The organism is Mycolicibacterium sp. TUM20985, from assembly GCF_030295745.1.
In the GTDB taxonomy this organism is placed as follows: domain Bacteria; phylum Actinomycetota; class Actinomycetes; order Mycobacteriales; family Mycobacteriaceae; genus Mycobacterium.
On sequence record NZ_AP027291.1, the window covers coordinates 2,756,363 to 2,772,312 of the forward strand.

16 protein-coding genes are annotated in these 15,950 nt (G+C 68.1%); 5 read left to right on the plus strand and 11 right to left on the minus strand.

Annotated elements, in window-relative coordinates; genetic code table 11:
- Window positions 1–45 precede the first annotated feature (45 nt).
- Together QUE68_RS13565 and QUE68_RS13570 are read left to right on the plus strand one after the other, a co-directional pair.
- Complete coding sequence (locus tag QUE68_RS13565) at window positions 46–1,965, plus strand: ABC transporter ATP-binding protein/permease (protein WP_284226636.1); 1,920 nt, start codon at window positions 46–48, stop codon at window positions 1,963–1,965.
- A 36-nt stretch (window positions 1,966–2,001) separates the two neighbouring features.
- Window positions 2,002–3,894 (plus strand): ABC transporter ATP-binding protein/permease, encoded by a 1,893-nt coding sequence (locus QUE68_RS13570; RefSeq protein ID WP_284236069.1) that lies wholly within the window; start codon window positions 2,002–2,004, stop codon window positions 3,892–3,894.
- On the opposite strand, the gene QUE68_RS13575 is transcribed toward QUE68_RS13570, so the two are convergent.
- The 3 genes from QUE68_RS13575 to QUE68_RS13585 are packed head-to-tail and all read right to left on the minus strand — an operon-like array spanning window position 3,891 to window position 6,560.
- Entirely contained in the window at window positions 3,891–5,339 is a 1,449-nt protein-coding gene (locus QUE68_RS13575; protein ID WP_284226640.1) for an FAD-binding protein, read from the minus strand. The genes QUE68_RS13570 and QUE68_RS13575 overlap by 4 nt on opposite strands.
- Window positions 5,336–5,830 (minus strand): VOC family protein, encoded by a 495-nt coding sequence (locus QUE68_RS13580; protein ID WP_284226641.1) that lies wholly within the window; start codon window positions 5,828–5,830, stop codon window positions 5,336–5,338. The genes QUE68_RS13575 and QUE68_RS13580 overlap by 4 nt, the downstream gene beginning before the upstream one ends.
- A 46-nt stretch (window positions 5,831–5,876) precedes the next feature.
- Complete coding sequence (locus QUE68_RS13585) at window positions 5,877–6,560, minus strand: TetR/AcrR family transcriptional regulator (protein WP_284226642.1); 684 nt, start codon at window positions 6,558–6,560, stop codon at window positions 5,877–5,879.
- Between the two features lie 109 nt (window positions 6,561–6,669).
- On the opposite strand from QUE68_RS13585, the gene QUE68_RS13590 reads away from it, so the two are divergent.
- Entirely contained in the window at window positions 6,670–7,110 is a 441-nt protein-coding gene (locus QUE68_RS13590; protein WP_286275688.1) for a nitroreductase/quinone reductase family protein, read from the plus strand.
- 11 nt (window positions 7,111–7,121) lie between these two features.
- Here the strand turns inward: QUE68_RS13590 and QUE68_RS13595 are convergent, their stop codons facing one another.
- The 7 genes from QUE68_RS13595 to QUE68_RS13625 form a co-directional block, all read right to left on the minus strand.
- The gene (locus tag QUE68_RS13595) at window positions 7,122–7,763 is read right to left on the minus strand and encodes a SecDF P1 head subdomain-containing protein (RefSeq protein ID WP_286275689.1); all 642 of its coding nucleotides are present in this window, start codon (window positions 7,761–7,763) and stop codon (window positions 7,122–7,124) included.
- 6 nt (window positions 7,764–7,769) lie between these two features.
- Window positions 7,770–8,477: an Rv1815 family serine proteinase gene (locus QUE68_RS13600; RefSeq protein WP_286275690.1), complete on the minus strand. Its 708-nt coding sequence runs from the start codon at window positions 8,475–8,477 to the stop codon at window positions 7,770–7,772.
- Window positions 8,478–8,590: 113 nt separating this feature from the next.
- Window positions 8,591–9,220: a LysM peptidoglycan-binding domain-containing protein gene (locus QUE68_RS13605; protein ID WP_286275691.1), complete on the minus strand. Its 630-nt coding sequence runs from the start codon at window positions 9,218–9,220 to the stop codon at window positions 8,591–8,593.
- Window positions 9,221–9,341: 121 nt separating this feature from the next.
- Window positions 9,342–10,757, minus strand: a complete 1,416-nt coding sequence (locus QUE68_RS13610; protein WP_284226650.1) for an NAD(P)/FAD-dependent oxidoreductase — start codon at window positions 10,755–10,757, stop codon at window positions 9,342–9,344.
- A 10-nt stretch (window positions 10,758–10,767) separates the two neighbouring features.
- Window positions 10,768–11,700, minus strand: coding sequence for a sterol desaturase family protein (locus tag QUE68_RS13615; RefSeq protein WP_286275692.1), 933 nt, complete (start codon window positions 11,698–11,700; stop codon window positions 10,768–10,770).
- Between the two features lie 43 nt (window positions 11,701–11,743).
- The gene (locus QUE68_RS13620; RefSeq protein WP_286275693.1) at window positions 11,744–13,312 is read right to left on the minus strand and encodes a carboxylesterase/lipase family protein; all 1,569 of its coding nucleotides are present in this window, start codon (window positions 13,310–13,312) and stop codon (window positions 11,744–11,746) included.
- Window positions 13,309–13,956 carry a vWA domain-containing protein gene (locus QUE68_RS13625; protein WP_286275694.1) on the minus strand — a complete coding sequence of 216 codons (648 nt, stop codon included), beginning with the start codon at window positions 13,954–13,956 and terminating at the stop codon, window positions 13,309–13,311. The genes QUE68_RS13620 and QUE68_RS13625 overlap by 4 nt, the downstream gene beginning before the upstream one ends.
- A 150-nt stretch (window positions 13,957–14,106) precedes the next feature.
- Between QUE68_RS13625 and QUE68_RS13630 the strand changes: the two genes are divergently transcribed.
- A complete protein-coding gene (locus QUE68_RS13630) occupies window positions 14,107–14,442 on the plus strand; it encodes a DMT family transporter (protein ID WP_284226656.1) in 336 nt (111 codons plus the stop codon).
- Window positions 14,442–14,765 carry a DMT family transporter gene (locus QUE68_RS13635; RefSeq protein WP_284236243.1) on the plus strand — a complete coding sequence of 108 codons (324 nt, stop codon included), beginning with the start codon at window positions 14,442–14,444 and terminating at the stop codon, window positions 14,763–14,765. Before QUE68_RS13630 ends, QUE68_RS13635 begins: the two co-directional genes overlap by 1 nt.
- On the opposite strand, the gene QUE68_RS13640 is transcribed toward QUE68_RS13635, so the two are convergent.
- Window positions 14,734–15,867, minus strand: a complete 1,134-nt coding sequence (locus QUE68_RS13640) for an MFS transporter (protein WP_284230931.1) — start codon at window positions 15,865–15,867, stop codon at window positions 14,734–14,736. The genes QUE68_RS13635 and QUE68_RS13640 overlap by 32 nt on opposite strands.
- Window positions 15,868–15,950: the final 83 nt, after the last annotated feature.

The window sequence follows — 15,950 nt, forward strand, 5'->3', positions numbered from 1 at the left end:
GCCCTCTGAACGGCTGCCATCAGCCACCCGGGGTACCTTGCCGGAATGGAAATGTTCACCCCGACGCTGGACTGGAGCGCCGAGTGGTTGACGTCGCTGTGGTGGATCATCCGGTGGTGGGCCTATACCGCGGTCGCGACCCTCATCGTCCTGGTGTTGCTCGGCCGCTTCACCAACTGGGGTCGGCAATTCTGGAAGGTCACCGGCGCGTACTTCAGTGGCCGCTCGAGCATCCTGGTCTGGACCTGGCTGGCGGGGTTGCTGCTGTCGGTGATCATTGGCGTCCGGCTGACCGTGCTGTTCAGCTATCAGAGCAACGACATGCTGACCAGCTTCCAGGTGATCGCCGCGGGCGTCGGCGGCGGCGACGACACCATCAAGGAGTCCGGCCGCGACGGCTTCTGGCTGTCGATCATCGTGTTCAGCATCATGGCCATCATCTACGTGGCGCGGATCATGCTGGATCTGTTCTTGATGCAGCGGTTCATGCTGCGGTGGCGCGCCTGGCTGACCGACCGGCTGACCGGGGACTGGCTCGACGGCAAGGCCTACTACCGCGCCCGCTTCATCGACGACACGATCGACAACCCCGACCAGCGCATCCAGTACGACATCGACATCTTCACCACGGGCGTGGGTCCCACGCCCAACAACCCGAACAACACCACCGGGTCGACGCTGCTGTTCGGCGCGGTGAGCTCGATCGTGACGATGATCTCGTTCACCGCCATCCTTTGGAATCTGTCGGGTCCGCTGACGCTGTTCGGCGTCACCCTCCCGCGGGCGATGTTCTGGATCGGCCTCGGGTATGTGGTCTTCGCCTCGGTCATCGCGTTCTGGATCGGCAAGCCGATCATCTGGTTCGCCTTCGACAACGAGAAGTACAACGCCGCGTTCCGTTACGCGCTGGTGCGCCTGAGGGAGGCGTCGGAGGCAGTCGCCTTCTATCGGGGTGAGATCGCCGAGCGCACCGGTCTCCGACAGCGTTTCGCGCGCGTCCTCGACAACTACAAGCGCTACATCAACCGAATGATCGGGTTCTACGGATGGAACCTGTCGCTGAGCCAGATCATCGTGCCGCTGCCCTACGTCCTGCAGTTCCCGCGGTTCTTCGCCGGGGAGATCAAGCTCGGCGACATGACGCAGACGGCGTCGGCGTTCGGCAGCATCCAGGACGGATTGTCGTTCTTCCGTAACGCCTATGACCAGTTCGCGGGGTACCGCGCCGCGATCATCCGTCTGCACGGGCTGGTCATCGCCAACGAGGAGGGCCGGGCGTTGCCCTCGGTGACGACGGCGGCCTGCGTGGACGGCACGGTCCAGCTCGACGACGTCGAAGTCCGCACCCCCGACGGCCGCCAACTCGTCAACCCGCTGGACCTGCACCTCGGGATCGGCGACACCCTGGTCATCACCGGCAAGTCGGGCAGCGGGAAGACGACGCTGCTGCGCAGCCTCGCCGAGTTGTGGCCGTTCACCTCCGGCACGCTGACCCGGCCGTGTGGACCCAACGAGACGATGTTCCTCTCGCAGCTGCCCTACGTGCCGCTGGGTGATCTGAGGGCGGTGGTGTCCTACCCGTGCGAGGAGGGCCAGCTCCAGGACTCCGAGTTGCACGACGTGCTGGAACGGGTTGCGCTGCCCCACCTGCATGATCGGCTCGACGAGGTTCAGGACTGGGCCAAGGTGCTCTCCCCGGGTGAGCAGCAGCGGATCGCGTTCGCGCGCATCCTGCTGACCAAGCCGAAGGCCGTGTTCCTCGACGAGTCGACGTCGGCGCTGGACGAGGGCCTGGAGATGACGCTGTACCGGCTCGTCCGGACCGAACTGCCCGACACCATCCTGGTCAGCGTCAGCCACCGCAAGACCGTCGAGCAGCACCACGATCAGGAACTGCGCCTCCTCGGTGGCGGCGAGTGGCAGCTGAGCGATCTGGGTCAGGAGCCTGAGCCCGTTCCCGTCTGACCTCGCGGTGCGAAGCTGGCGGAGTAACTTCCCCGCATGGAGATGTTCACCCCGTCGCTCGACTGGGGCAACGAGGTCCTCGCGTCACTGTTCTGGGTGGCCAAGGCCTGGCTGATCAGCGCGGTCGCCATGCTCGCGGTCCTGGCGCTGATCGCCCGGTTCACCACGTGGGGTCGCCAGTACTGGCGCATCACCGGCCCGTACTTCGTTGGGCGACAGAGCATCCCGGTGTGGGTCCTAGTGGGTGTGCTGCTGCTGTCGGTGATGTTCTCGGTACGGATGGACGTGCTGTTCAGCTATTACGGCAACGATCAGTACTCCGCACTGCAGGTCGCGTTCGAGGGCGCCAGCGCGGGCAACGAGGCGGTGCGTGACTCCGGCATTCGCGGCTTCTGGTTCTCGATCCTCGTCTTCGGCCTGCTGGTGGTCACCTACCTCGCCCAGACGCTGCTGGACCTGTATCTGATGCAGTTCTTCATCATTCGGTGGCGCGTGTGGCTGACCGACCGGTTGACGAGCGACTGGTTCGACGGGCGGGCCTACTACCGCGGGCGGTTCATCGACACCCCGATCGACAACCCGGATCAACGCATCCAGCAGGACATCGACGTGTTCACCACCGGGACGGGGCCCGAGACGAACACCCCGACCGTCGGGACGTCCACGACGTTGCTGTTCGGTGCGGTGTACTCGATCGTGTCCGTGGTCGCGTTCACTCCGATCCTGTGGAACCTGTCCGGCCCGTTGACCTTCTTCGGGGTCACGGTGCCCAAGGCCCTGTTCTGGATCGTGTTGCTCTTCGTGGCCTTTGCGACCGCGGTGTCGTTCTGGATCGGCCGCCCCATCATCCGGCTCAGCTTTCGCAACGAGATGACCAATGCCGCGTTCCGTTATGCCCTGGTGCGCGTGCGTGATGCCGCCGAGGCGGTCGGCTTCTCGCGCGGTGAACGCGTCGAGTGCATCGGGTTGTCGGACCGGTTCGCCAGGATCATCGTCAACTACCGGGCGCTGGTGTGGCGGGGGGTGGCCTTCCTCGGCTGGAACAAGGCGATGAGCCAGATCGTCGATCCGCTCCCGCTCATCGTCCAGGCGCCTCGGCTGTTCGCCGGTGAGATCAACCTGGGTGACGTCAGTCAGTCGTCGAGTGCCTTCCGCTCGGTGCAGGCATCGTTGTCGTTCTTCCGGGCGGTGTACGACTCGTTCGCCAGCTACCGCGCAACGATCATCCGGCTGGACGGACTCCTCAGCGCCAACGAACAGGCAAGGGCGCTAAGCCAACTCGCGGTGGGCGACAGTGTGGGTGGCGCCGTGGAGATCGACGACGTGAGCGTGCGCTCCCCCGCCGGTGACCCGCTGATCGATGGCCTCGCGGTGCGACTGGCGGCCGGCGGGTCGCTGGTGATCACCGGCCGGTCGGGCACCGGCAAGACCACCCTGCTGCGCAGCCTGGCCCAGATGTGGCCCTACACCTCGGGCACCGCCCGCTATCCCGCCGACGACGCGACGATGTTCTTGCCGCAGCTGCCCTACGCTCCGCTGGGTGACCTGCGGACCGTCGTCTGCTACCCCGCGACGTCGGAATCGTTCGGCGACAGCGATATTCGTTCGGCACTGGACACCGTCGCGCTCGGCCATCTCGGTTCTCGGCTGGACGAGACGACGGACTGGAGCAAGGTGCTGTCGCCGGGCGAACAGCAGCGCGTGGCATTCGCGCGGGTCCTGCTCAACGCGCCTCGGGCGGTCTTCCTCGATGAGTCCACGTCGGCGCTCGACGAAGGTCAGGAGTTCGCGCTCTACCGGACGCTGCGCGAGAAATTGCCGGACTGCATCGTGGTCAGCGTGAGCCACCGCAGCACCGTCGAGCAGCATCACGACGCCCGGCTGGAACTGCTCGGGGCCGGTCGGTGGCGCTTGGCCCCAACGGCTTAGCGGGCCGCGGCGTGCGTTCCCGCTCGCCGTCCGAAGAACGACCCCTCGCCGAGTTGGGTGCCGCTGGAGTACCCCTTGCCGTCCTGGGCGATGTTGGACGCACACGCGCCTGCCGCGTAGAGCCCGGCGACGACGCTGCCGTCCTCGCGGAGCACTTCACCGTCGACGGTCGTCGCGAGCCCGCCCATCGTGAAGCCGGCGTACATCGCCTTGCCCAGCGTGAGGTCGAAAGCGCCCCATGGCCCCTTGTCCTGGGGCGCAAGGAATTCCGGCTGCTTGTGGAAGTCGGGGTCCTCACCCTTGGCGGCGTAGGTGTTGTAGCGGTCGAGCGTCGCGACCAGGTTGCCGGTGGGGATGCCCAGAGCGGCCTCCATCTCCTCGACGGTCTCCCAGCCGTCGATCAGAGGGATCAGCGGCACCTCGGGACGTTCCAGATGGTCCTCGTCGACGATGAGGAACGCTGCGCTGTCCGGCTGGTCCATCACGAAACCCGCTGTGCGCGAATGGTAGGAGTCCTCGGTGACGAACCGTTCACCGTTCTTGTTGACGATGATGCCGGTGAGCAGGATGGCGGGCGGGTACGGCGGTGCGGTGATGAAGATCTGGTCCATGTGCTTGGTGGCGCCACCGGCCGACACCCCGAGCCGGATGCCGAGGCCGTCGTCGTAGGTGTTGCCGAGCACGAACGGCTTCTCGGCGAGCTTCGGGGTGTAGGTGGCGACCATGTCCGGGTTCATCACGAAGCCGCCCGCCGCGATGACGACGGCCTTGGCGCGAATGAATCCGGTGTCCTCGAACCGCTTCCACGCGACGCCGACGACGGCGTCGTCCTCGACTACCAGGCCTGCGGCACCGGTCTCGTAGCGGACGTCCACGCCGAGCTCGGCAGCCCGCTTGACGAGGAGGTCGACGACCATGCTGGCGCCCTGAGTGTCACCGGGCACCGGCACCTTGTGACCGCGCGGCGCAGGCACGGCCTCGTTCTTGTATGGCCACACCTTCTCGTTGCCGGTGAACATCAGCCCCTCGGTGTTGGGCTGGATCACGGCCTTGTGCGGGTAGTAGCTGCGCTCGAACTGAAAGCCCAAGTCCTCCAACCACGTGAAGTGCTCGACGCTGCCGTCGGAGTAGGCCCGGATCTTGTCGAACTCCGGTTCGCGCGATACCGCGACGAGGTAGGAGTACATCTCGTCCGCCGTGTCCTCGTGGCCGGTGGCCTTCTGTACCTCGGTGCCACCGCCCAGGTAGAAGTGTCCGCCGGCCATCGACGTGGTACCTCCAGCGGCGGCCGCACGCTCGAGAAGGATCACACGCGCGCCGGCAGCGGCAGCGCTGACCGCGGCGCATCCGCCGGCGATGCCGAAACCGACGATGACGACGTCGACCTCGTCGGACCACTCCGCGACGTCGGCGGCGGCGAGGGTGCTCGGAATCTGAGTGCTCACGCTTGCTCCTGTTTGATGTAGTCGAAGAAGGTTCGGATGTCCGGCGGGACGTACGCGATCTCGAGGCAGGGCACGCCGGCGTCCGCTGCGGAGACGTAGGCGAAGCGCATCCCGCCCGGCATGACGCCCTGCGAGAGCACCGGCGCACCGTCCCGTTCGGCGTCGCGCACCATGGCCTCGAAGGTCTCCACGTCGGCGGCCTCGATGCAGACGTGGTGCAGTCCCGGGCCCGCAGTGTCGAGGAACTCGGCGTAGACGCTCTCGCCGCGGACCGGCTCGATGACCTCGAGCTGGGTGTCCCCGGCGTAGGAGAGCGAGACGTTGGCGACGAAGTCGGCGGGCCGCCCGCGATGTGTGCAGGTGTCGGGGCCGAAGTGGACGTCGGGCATGCGCACCCACTTCTTGGCGCCCATCAAGCGGGTCAGCGCCGATTGGGTGGCGTCGAGGTCTCGCGTCACCCAGGCAATCTGGACAGGTGTCTGGTCAGGCATCGCTCAGAAGGATATCCCCGTCGGGGACCGCTGGCTAGAACGTGTTCTAGTTCGCGGCCAGGGCGGTGATGAGGAGCTGGATCTGTCCGTCGAAGACGTCGGCGGGGTCCGACAGGGTGTCGGCGCCGTACTGACCGAACACCTCGAGGCTGATCGCCCCGAGCATCGTCGACCACAGCAGGAAGCACTTCAACACCGTGGCGTCCCCGCCGTCGAACGCGAATTCGGTTCGGAGGCCGTCGAAGTCGGCTGCGGTCGATCGAGACGGGGTGGGGCCCCCGTCGGGCACCTCGCCAGCCTCGACGCCGGCGGCCACCACCGCGAACAGTGCGGCCACCACGCGCGTGCCGGGGCCGACCGTGAGCTCGGCGGGGGCGTGGTAACCGGGCACGGGACTGCCGTACATCAGCGCCCAGCTCGCCGGCTGCTCGACGGCCCACCGGCGCGCCGCGCGCGCAATCTCGAGCAGTCGGTCGCGCCAGTCGTCGGTCGCGCCCGCCGCGGCCCGGTCGACCGTGTCCGCGAGGTCGGTGTACGCATCGACGATCAGCAACGTCAGGAGCTCGTCGCGGCTCGCCACGTAGCGATACACCGCCGACGACACCATGCCGAGGTCGCGGGCGATCGCCCGCAACGACAATCCGGCCGCCCCGTCGGTCACCAGATGCCGGCGGCCGACCTCGATGATGTCCCGTTCGATGCGGTCGCGGGTCTCCTGCCGTTTGCCCATGCGCTCAGTGTCGCACAAAACGAGAGCGATGCTCTTGCTTTGTGCGCGACTTCGTGCCACGCTCAACGAGAGCACTGCTCACTTTATTCTTCACGATCGAGGAGCCGATATGACCACCATCCGCTACGACGAGCCGAACGACCTCGCCCAGGCTGCCAACGCGATCCTTCGATGGCTCGCCGAGGCGGGGCTCAGCATCGCCGGGTCGTGCGCGCTGCGCGTCCGCGGCCGCAAGACTGGAACCCTTCGCGCGGTGGTGATCAACCTGATGACCGTCGACGGCCGGGACTTCGTGGTGTCCCCACGCGGCAACACACAGTGGGCCCGCAACGCCAGGGCCGCTGGCCGAGTAGAGATCGGTCCGCGGTGGCGTTCGCGCGAAGTGAGCATCAGCGAGGTCGCCGACGACGACAAGCCCGAACTCCTCACGCGCTACCTCCAGCGTTGGTACTGGGAGGTCAAGGGGCACGTCGGCGGCCTGACGCCCGAGTCCACCGACGCGCAGGTCCGCGCCGTGGCGCCGTCGATCCCGGTGTTCGAACTGGTGTGACGGTCCGCCCGTCAGGCGCCGCCGCGCAACATCTGCACGATCGTGGCAGCGGTGGCGGCGCCGAGCTCACCGGAGATCTGGATCGACTGGCCGTCGATGGCCTGGCTGATCGCCGGTGCGGCCAGCACCACCCCGTTGCGGACGAAGGCCAGCTGCTTGCCGACGTTGGCGGCGGTGTACCTCGCGAAGTCGGCGCTCGACCCGGCGGTCATCGACATTTGCACGGTGTGGAAGTCGCCCGTCGGAAGCTTCGTCTCGGTGGCCCCGGTCAGATTGAGCGACAAGGCAACTGGACCGAGCTGGTACACCGCGGCACGGTCGACGTCACACGCCCGAATGGGCGCCTCCGGCGGCGTCGGCGGTGGAACGGGCGGGCAGTCCTCGGGATTGGCGACCAGCGGTACCTCCACCACGGGCCGCACGGCAAGCGGTATCCCGAGCACCGGCGGGGTCACGGTCGTCGGCATGGTGGGAGTGCGCTGCGGGACCCGGCCCTGGTCCTTCATCATGAAGGCCATCGCGACGCCGACGACGAGGGTGCTGACCATGGCCAGGATGCCGATCGACGCCAACACGGCGATCATGACCCGGCGAACGGTCCACGGCTCCCCCGGGGCGAACCAGGCGAACCACGAATAGAGCCGATAGCGCATCAGCGGTCAGGCCGGCGGCGGGGCTCCCGGTGCGGGCGCAGCGGAGGCGATCCCGGCGGAGGCGCTGATGACCTCTTCGCGGATCTGCTGATCGGTCTTGGACCACGTGACGGCGGCGGGGTACTGCCCCCACGTGCTGTTGAACATCCCGATGATGACGGCGCGCCCGTCATCGGTGAGCACGTAGACGGGGCCACCCGAATCACCCTTCTGGCTGACGACGCCGTTGGCCATCGTGAACCACCCGTTGTTGACGGCCTCCACAGTGCCACAGCTCTCACCGGTCACTACGCCGAAGTGGCACACGCGTTGACCCTGTCGGGGCACGATCGCCGGGTCGAAGGACAGGGACCTCCCGCTGGGCAGGACGTCGTTGATCTGCACGTCGGGGGCCAGGGCGATGGCCTCCCAGTCGGAGATGTCGTGATCGGTGGAGACGGTTGCGCCGTCGGGGGTGTTGTCGCGGAAGACGGTTTGCCGACCGACGACGTTGCCGTCCTTGTCACCGACGGACCCACTCCCGCGGCAGTGCCCGGCCGTGTAACCGGTCCTGGTCGCGACGTCGACGTACGCGAGCGTGCACTTGTTGGTGTCCTGGCGAATCTCCATGCCCGGATGGACCACGACGCCCGGCGCGGCGTGCGCAGGCGCGGAACTCAGTACGGCGATCGAAGCGGCTGCCAGCACGACCGCGCGCAAGGGTGTTCGGCGCAACGTCGTCTCCGATCGCTAGAAGGGCGAATGTCGAGCGTACCGAGAGCAAAGGCGGCCCGCACCCAAAGGTGCGAGCCGCCTCGTCTGCCTTCGACTACGGAATCGTCGCGATGCTACGGAATCGTTACAACCTGACCGGGATGGATCAGATCGGGGTTGGCGATGCCGCTCGCGGAGGCGATGTCGTGGTACCTGTTGCCGTCACCGTAGAACCGTTCCGCGATGGCCCACAACGTGTCACCCGACACCACGGTGTAGGTCCGGGCGGCAGGCGGCGGCGGTGGTGGTGGTGGCGGGGGCGGCGGTGCCGGAGGAGCCACCGCCGGAGGCGCGTCCTGGGTGACCGCGGCGGGCACCACCTCGGCTTCGGCCGGTGCGTCGGTGACCGGTGGCGGAGACGCGGGCACCTCGTCGGTCTTGGTGTCGGACGACCACGCCGGCCCGTCGAACCCGTACAGCACGAGGTTGCGATCGTTCTGCAGGACTAGACGAACGTCCTTGGCGCCCTTGGTCTGGCTGGCCCACACCGGATCCTTGGGGGTGTAGAGAACGAAGTTGCCGTCGCTCTGCACCTCGGCACGGACCACGTTCTTCCCGTTGGTTCCCGTCGACCAGACGGATTCGGCGCCGGCGTAGAGCACCATGTTTCCGTCGTCCTGCAGGATCAGCCGGTACGCCCCGTTCTCGGACGTCAACGCCTGACCCACCTCCAACTTCTCACCGTTGTGAAGTCTGTCTCCCACGATCGTGTACCTTTCCTCGTTTGGCACGGGGCAGCCTACTGGCCGCCGTGCGCCGCGGAGGGCGTTCGGCTTGGTGCGATGAAAACGCTTGTCGAACAGTCGGTTGCGTGCCGACGACGACTTAGGAGTCGAACCCGAGACCGAGGGCGTCGAGCGTGCGGAGGAGCACGTTGCGGTGGCCGGCGGAGTGATCGGCGCGGTCGAGGGACCACCGCGTCGCTTGGATGCCGACACTGGCAAACGGCTCAGGCGGGAATGGAAGCGGCTTCCGGCGCACCATCTCCAGCTCCGTCCGCGGTGTCGGCACACCGCCGAGCAGGTCGAGGCAGACGTCTGCGGCAAACCGCGCTGCGCCCACGCCGAGGCCGGTGAAGCCATTGACGTAGGCCACCCGGCCCTCGCGGGCGAGCCCCCAGTGCGCACAGAACCGGGTGTTGGTGTCGATCGGGCCCGCCCATTTGTGGCTGAACCGGACGTCCTCGAGCTGGGGGAAGGTGATGAAGAAGTGCGCGGCGAGCCTGCGGTAACTCTCGGGCCGATCCTCGTAGCCGGCGTCGACCTTGCGGCCGAAGTGGTAGATCGCGTCGTAGCCGCCGAAGACGATGCGGTTGTCCTCGGTCATGCGGTAGTAGTGAAACTGGTTGGCGGAGTCGCCGATTCCCTGACGGTTGCGCCATCCAATGCTGTCCACTTGGGCGTCGGTCAGCGGCTCGGTGGACAGTACGTAGTCGTAGACCGGGATTGTGTGGAACGTGTTGCGGCGCAATAGGTGCGGGAATACATTGGTCGCCAGCACGACGCGCTTGGCCGTGATGACGGCATCGGTGGTGTCGACGTGAATCGACGCCGTGCCCGAGTTCAACGACCGCGCGTTGGTGTGCTCGTAGATGCTGACGCCGGCCTCGGTGCACGCGCGGGCCAACTCGAGTGCCAGCTTCGCGGGGTGCACGATCGCGCACGTGTCGGCGTGTTGCAGCCCGGCGAGGAACGTCGGCGAGTGCACCTCGGCGCGGATTTCGGCCTCGTCGAAGAATCGACCCTCACCCTCGGCCGCCGACTCCTTCAGCCAGGCGACCTGATGGGGCTCCGTCGCGACGCCCAGCATCCCGGTCCGTTGCCACTGGACGTCGAGGCCGAGCTCCTCGATCTCGGCCTGCATACCGTCCAGGTTCTCCAGGCCCATCGCGTCGAGCTGCTCGATCTCCTTGGGCCAGCGCGTCTTTCCGTTCTCCTTGCCGTGGGTCAGGCTGGCTTCGACGAAGCCCCCGTTGCGGCCGGACGCCGCCCACCCGATGCGGTGGGCGTCGATCAACACGATGCGTTGGTCCGGATCGCGCCGGGCGGCATGCAGTGCGGTCCACAGTCCGGCATAGCCGCCACCGACCACCAGGAGGTCGCAGCTGCGGGCCTGGGTCAGCTTCGGATGATCCGGCCGGTGGGACTCCTCGACGTCGAGCCACATCGAGCCGAAGGCGCTCGCCGCAAGGGACCGTTCGACCAGCGCGGGATCGACGGGACGATCGAAGACGGTTTCCACCCTGCCGACCCTACCCAGGTGCGGCGGCGGTGAGATTGGCCGGCGCCGGGCGTCGCGGAGCCCAGCCCGGCGGGCCGAAGACGTAGCCGGCGCGGTCGCGCCACCGGCTCGCCTGCCGGACGTCGCGGGCGATGGCCACGTATTCGTGGGTCTGCAACTTCCAGACGTCATAGGTCGAGACCTGCTTGGTCAGTCCGTAGTGCGGCCGAAACAGCTCGTCGCGATAGGTCCCGAACAGACGATCCCAGAGGATGAGGATGCCCCCGTAGTTCTTGTCGAGGTACTCGGGGTCCATGCCGTGGTGCACGCGGTGATGTGACGGAGTGTTGAAGACGTATTCGATGGGGCGCCACATCCTGCCGATGCGTTCGGTGTGCACCCAAAACTGGTAGATGAGGTTGAGCGAGAAGCTGGCGAACACCATCCACGGCGGAATGCCCAACAGCGGCAAGGGAATCCAAATCAGGATCTCTCCGCTGTTGTTCCACTTCTGGCGCAGCGCGGTGGCGAAGTTGAAGTACTGACTGGAGTGGTGTGCCTGATGCGTCGCCCACACCAGCCGGACGCGGTGCGCGATGCGGTGATAGGCGTAGAAGAGGAGGTCGACGCCGACTATGGCGATGACCCAGGTGTACCAGGCGGTCGACGGGAGGTGCCACGGCGCGAGGTAGGCGTAGATCGCGGCATAGCCGACCAGCGCGAGAGCCTTCCAGGCGCCCGTGGTCGCGACCGACACCAACCCCATCGAGATGCTGGTCCAGGCGTCGCGCCGCAGATAGGCCCCCGACGGCGCGCGGTCGTCGGCTAGGCGGTCGAGCGTCCGCGCCGCGGTCCACTCGACGACGAGTAGCAGCAGGAAGAAGGGGATCGCGAACAGCACGGGATCCCGCAGCTGCGGCGGCAAGACGTCCAGGAAGCCGCGAATGCCGTCCCACCAGTGCACGCCCACACCTCCTTCTCGAGAGGCGATCTTAACCAGCTGCCGCCTAGCGGAAGCTCAGTACGTCGTTCCCCCACGCCGCCCGCAGCTGGCGGTCGGCATCCTCGACCACGACGTCCTGCTTGTCGAGCAGCAGCGTGGCCCGGTCCTCGTCGCGGTAGCGCCGCCAGTGTGGCTCCCCCGGCAGGCCGGTGGGCTCACCGGTCGCGGCGAAGTTGACCCAGCGGGTGCGGATCCGTTCCGACAGTGCCGCCCCGACCTTGAGCCCGCCCAGCTTGAACGTCGGGTCCTTCGGTCCTGCGACGAGATTGCCCCAGACGTAGGGCAGTTCGGTGGCATGCGCGGCGCCGAGCCGCAGCAGGCGCAACATCGGTGTCGCCCAGTCGAACCGGTAGGTATAGACGGGGGCGGCCTTGGCGTGGCCCTCCGCGAACCAGATGGTCGGCATCCGGAAGCCGATGTCGCGGGCGACGCCCATGCCGGGTGTCTTGCCCCGGCCGCGGTAGGCCGTCACTAGATCCGCTTCGCTGGGCAGCTGCAACCCGGGTTGCTCGGCGGCGATCCCGTCGAACATGGCCTTGATCGCGGGCGGGGTGATGGGCATCAGCGGCGACTTCATGAAGCGGAACAGGGCCGCCTCGTGCTTGTTGGTGCCGATGATCAGGGGCACCGGATGCGTGCCGCCCGCGCGCGCGACCGCCACGGGATAGTCGGGAACCAGATCCCCGTCGACGATCGGCGCGTACGCCAGCGTTCCTGGCGTGCGCACCGGCACCTCGTCGAACAGGCGCTTGGAGGCGATCAGCAGCTGGCCCATCGGGGCGGCGGGCAGGCGGTCCGCCTCGTCTTCTCTCACCCCGAGGGTGTCGAGGAATTCCTCGGCGATGCGCCTGGAGCGGCTGGCGTCGTAGACCGACGTCGCGGGCGAACTCTGCGCGATGGCCGCGGAGAACAGACCGGACGCGGCCGGACTTGCCAGCAGCGTCGTGACGATGCCCGCGCCCGCGGACTCGCCGAACAGCGTCACCCTGGCGGGGTCGCCCCCGAAGGCGGTGATGTTGTCTCGCACCCACTGCAGCGCGAACAACACGTCGCGAAGGCCGAGGTTGCTCTCGAAGCGGGTGCGGTCGGTGCTGAACGACGACAGGTCCAGGAAGCCGAACGCCCCGAGCCGGTAGTTCACCGTCACGATCACGGCGTTCCCGCTGCTCGCCAACACGCGTCCGCGGTACAGCGACTGCGCCGAGGACCCCAGCACGTACGCGCCACCGTGTACCCACACCATCACGGGCTTGCCCGCGCCGGCCTCGGTGTCCGACGACGCCCACACGTTCAGCGTCAGCGAGTCGTCGCCCTGCGGCGCGCCGAGGTCGATCGGGATGCGCGGGTCGGTCGGCTGATGGCAGGCCGGCCCGACGCGGGTGGCGTCGGCGACGTCGGTCCAGGGATCCGGCGGGCGCGGCGCGCGCCATCGCAGATCGGCGACGGGTGGTGCCGCGTAACGGACGCCGCGCCATGACTTGACCCCGCCGTCGTCGACCCCGCGGACGCGTCCGTAGGCGGTCTCGACGATCGGCGCCTCGACCGATCGACCGCTGCTCGGCGCCGCCGTCACCGGCGAGTGCCCTTCGCGCCCACCCGGTCCGCGTCCGAGAAGCCGGGGGCCGCCTTACCGGGCGCCACGCCACGCTGCCGGGACACGTAGCCGGTGGTCGCCGCCATCGCCGAGGCCACGCCGGTGTCACTCGCCTCGTAGGTCATCGACCGGTCGGCCGCGAACCCCATCCGGGCGCCGACCGCGACGGCGTCCATGTTGGCGCCCAGGAACACGAAGTACCAGGAGTACTCGCCCTCCTGGCGCTTGATCGCGGCGCTGACGGCCTCGTGCGTCCACTCGACGCTCGAGTTCTCGTGACCGTCGGTCATGACGACGACGATCACGTGGCCGGGGCGCTGGTCCTCGGGCCGTGCCGCCAGCTCGGCGCCGACGTCGGTGATCAACCGGCCGACCCCGTCGTACAACGCGGTGGCGCCGCGTGGTTGCAACTGCAACGGCGGCACGTCGGCGATCGGGCGGTCTGCGTAGACCACCTCGTAGTGCGTGTCGAACTGCGCCAGCGTGACCGTGGCCTCCCCCGGCTGCTCGGCCTGCTCGGCGATGAACGCGTTGAAACCACCCTCGGTATCGGCCTTGATGCTCTCCATCGAACCCGACCGGTCGAGCAGTACGGCAATCAGCGTGCGCTGTGGATCCGTCACGGCAACTCCTTCAGAGGTGGCTTCTACGAACGTGGTTTCAGGTTACGCGCGCCCTCCGACAGTCCCCCCACCTCGAACCACGCCCACACCAGCAAACCCTCGGCGTCCACGCTGGTCCGACCCGTCTCGGCAGCCGGTTAGGTTGGGTCGGTGCGAAAGTGGGTGCTGCTGGCCGCCGCCATCATCAGCGAGGTGGCGGCGACCCTGTCCCTGCGGGCGTCGCAGGACCACGCCGCCTGGATCGTCGCCGTCGTCGCCGGCTACGCGGTGGCGTTCACCCTGCTGACCCTGGTGTTGCGCGAGGGCGTGCCGATCGGCGTCACCTACGGCATCTGGGGAGCCACGGGCACCGCGCTGACCGCGGTGTCGGCCGCGGTGATCTTCCGCGACCCGTTCACCTGGCCCATCGCGCTGGGCATCGGGCTCATCATCGCCGGTGTGCTGTTCATCGAACTCGGTTCGCGGCCAACGGATTCCGCCTCGTGATGTGGTTGGTGCTGGCCGTCGCGATCGGTGTCGAGGTGTTCGCCACGCTGGGCCTTCGCGCATCGGACGGCTTCCGCAAGCGCGCGTGGATCGTCCCGGTCGTGCTGGGCTACCTCGCGTCGTTCTACCTGCTGTGGCTGACGCTCTCGCTTGGCATGCCCGTCGGCATCGCCTACGGCGTATGGACGGCGTGCGGCGTGGCCCTGGTCGCGGTGCTCGCCCGCTACCTCTTCGGGGATCCGCTGACGGTCAAGATGCTGATCGGCATCGCCTTGATCATCGGCGGTGTGCTCACGATCGAACTGGTGGGCGTCGGCCACTGAGCACCCCCGCCGCGGCCGCGATCGCGAGCCCCGCCGCGGGCACGATGAGCAGCCCGACCCGCAGGCTCGTCGCGTCGGCGACGAAGCCGACGAGCGGTGGTGCACCGACGAAGCCGACGCGCATCAGCCACGCCAACACCGCCAGTCCGCTGCCAGGCCGCAGACCCGGAAGGCGGTCGGCGCCGTGCATGGCCGCGGGGATGACGGTCGCGGCACCGAGACCGGCCGCCGCGAAGCCCGCGATGGTCCCCGGCACGCTCGGGAAGGCCAGTGCTAGCCCCATGCCCGCCGCGACGAGCAGTCCCCCGCCGCGGGCCATCGCCCGTTCACCGAAGCGATCCACCATGCGGTCGCCGAAGACCCGCCCGATGAACTGAAAGCTGAGCAGCGCGAGATAGCCGAGTGCCGTGACGGCGCCGGCCGCCCCCAATCCGCTGCCCAGGTACAGCGCGGCCCAGGAACTGCCTGCGTCCTCGATCACCGCGCCGGCGGTCGCGATGAGCACCAGGAGCAGCATCGCGCCGTACACCCGCCGGTCCGGTTTGCGGCGGATCGCCGCGTCGCCCGGCGCGCGCTCCGGCTGATCGGGCCCCTTCAGCAGGAACGGATAGGCGGCCGCGGCCACGCCGACGAACACCGCGGCGCTCACCCCGAGGTGAACGGCGATCGGGACGTGGAGCGCGATCGCCGCGGCGGCCATGCCCGCCCCGATCACCGCGCCGACCGACCACACGGCGTGCAGCGAATTGATGATCGACCGGCCGAACTCCCGCTGCACCCGCAGACCGTGGGCGTTCTGAGCAACGTCGGCGACCGCATCGCAGGCGCCGCCGGCGAACAACAGGGCCGCCAGCACCGCCGGTGTCGTCGACGATCCCGCCGCGAACACCAAGAGGGCTATGCCGGCCGTGCAGAGCAGCCCGGTCCTGGCCGAGGTGAGACGACGGACGACCGCCCCCGCCGTGAGTCCGGCGACCAGCGCGCCGACCGGGAAGGCGGCGACGACCACGCCGTAGGCGGTGTTCGACAGCGCCAGCTCGGTCTTGAGTTCGGGGAAGCGCGGCACGAGGTTCGCGAAGATGGCACCGTTGGTGAGGAACATCGCCGCCACGGCGATACGTGCCCGCCCGTTGCGCCGACTGGCGTCACCTGTGAGCACTGAGCAGACGATACCGCCACACGCAC

Excerpts from the sequence above, each read along its gene's own strand:
- QUE68_RS13565 (WP_284226636.1), top strand. The coding sequence starts at position 46 with ATGGAAATGTTCACCCCGACGCTGGACTGGAGCGCCGAGTGGTTGACG.
- QUE68_RS13570 (WP_284236069.1), top strand. The coding sequence starts at position 2,002 with ATGGAGATGTTCACCCCGTCGCTCGACTGGGGCAACGAGGTCCTCGCG.
- QUE68_RS13580 (WP_284226641.1), bottom strand. The coding sequence starts at position 5,830 with ATGCCTGACCAGACACCTGTCCAGATTGCCTGGGTGACGCGAGACCTC.
- QUE68_RS13585 (WP_284226642.1), bottom strand. The coding sequence starts at position 6,560 with ATGGGCAAACGGCAGGAGACCCGCGACCGCATCGAACGGGACATCATC.
- QUE68_RS13590 (WP_286275688.1), top strand. The coding sequence starts at position 6,670 with ATGACCACCATCCGCTACGACGAGCCGAACGACCTCGCCCAGGCTGCC.
- QUE68_RS13595 (WP_286275689.1), bottom strand. The coding sequence starts at position 7,763 with ATGCGCTATCGGCTCTATTCGTGGTTCGCCTGGTTCGCCCCGGGGGAG.
- QUE68_RS13635 (WP_284236243.1), top strand. The coding sequence starts at position 14,442 with ATGTGGTTGGTGCTGGCCGTCGCGATCGGTGTCGAGGTGTTCGCCACG.
- QUE68_RS13640 (WP_284230931.1), bottom strand. The coding sequence starts at position 15,867 with ATGTTCCTCACCAACGGTGCCATCTTCGCGAACCTCGTGCCGCGCTTC.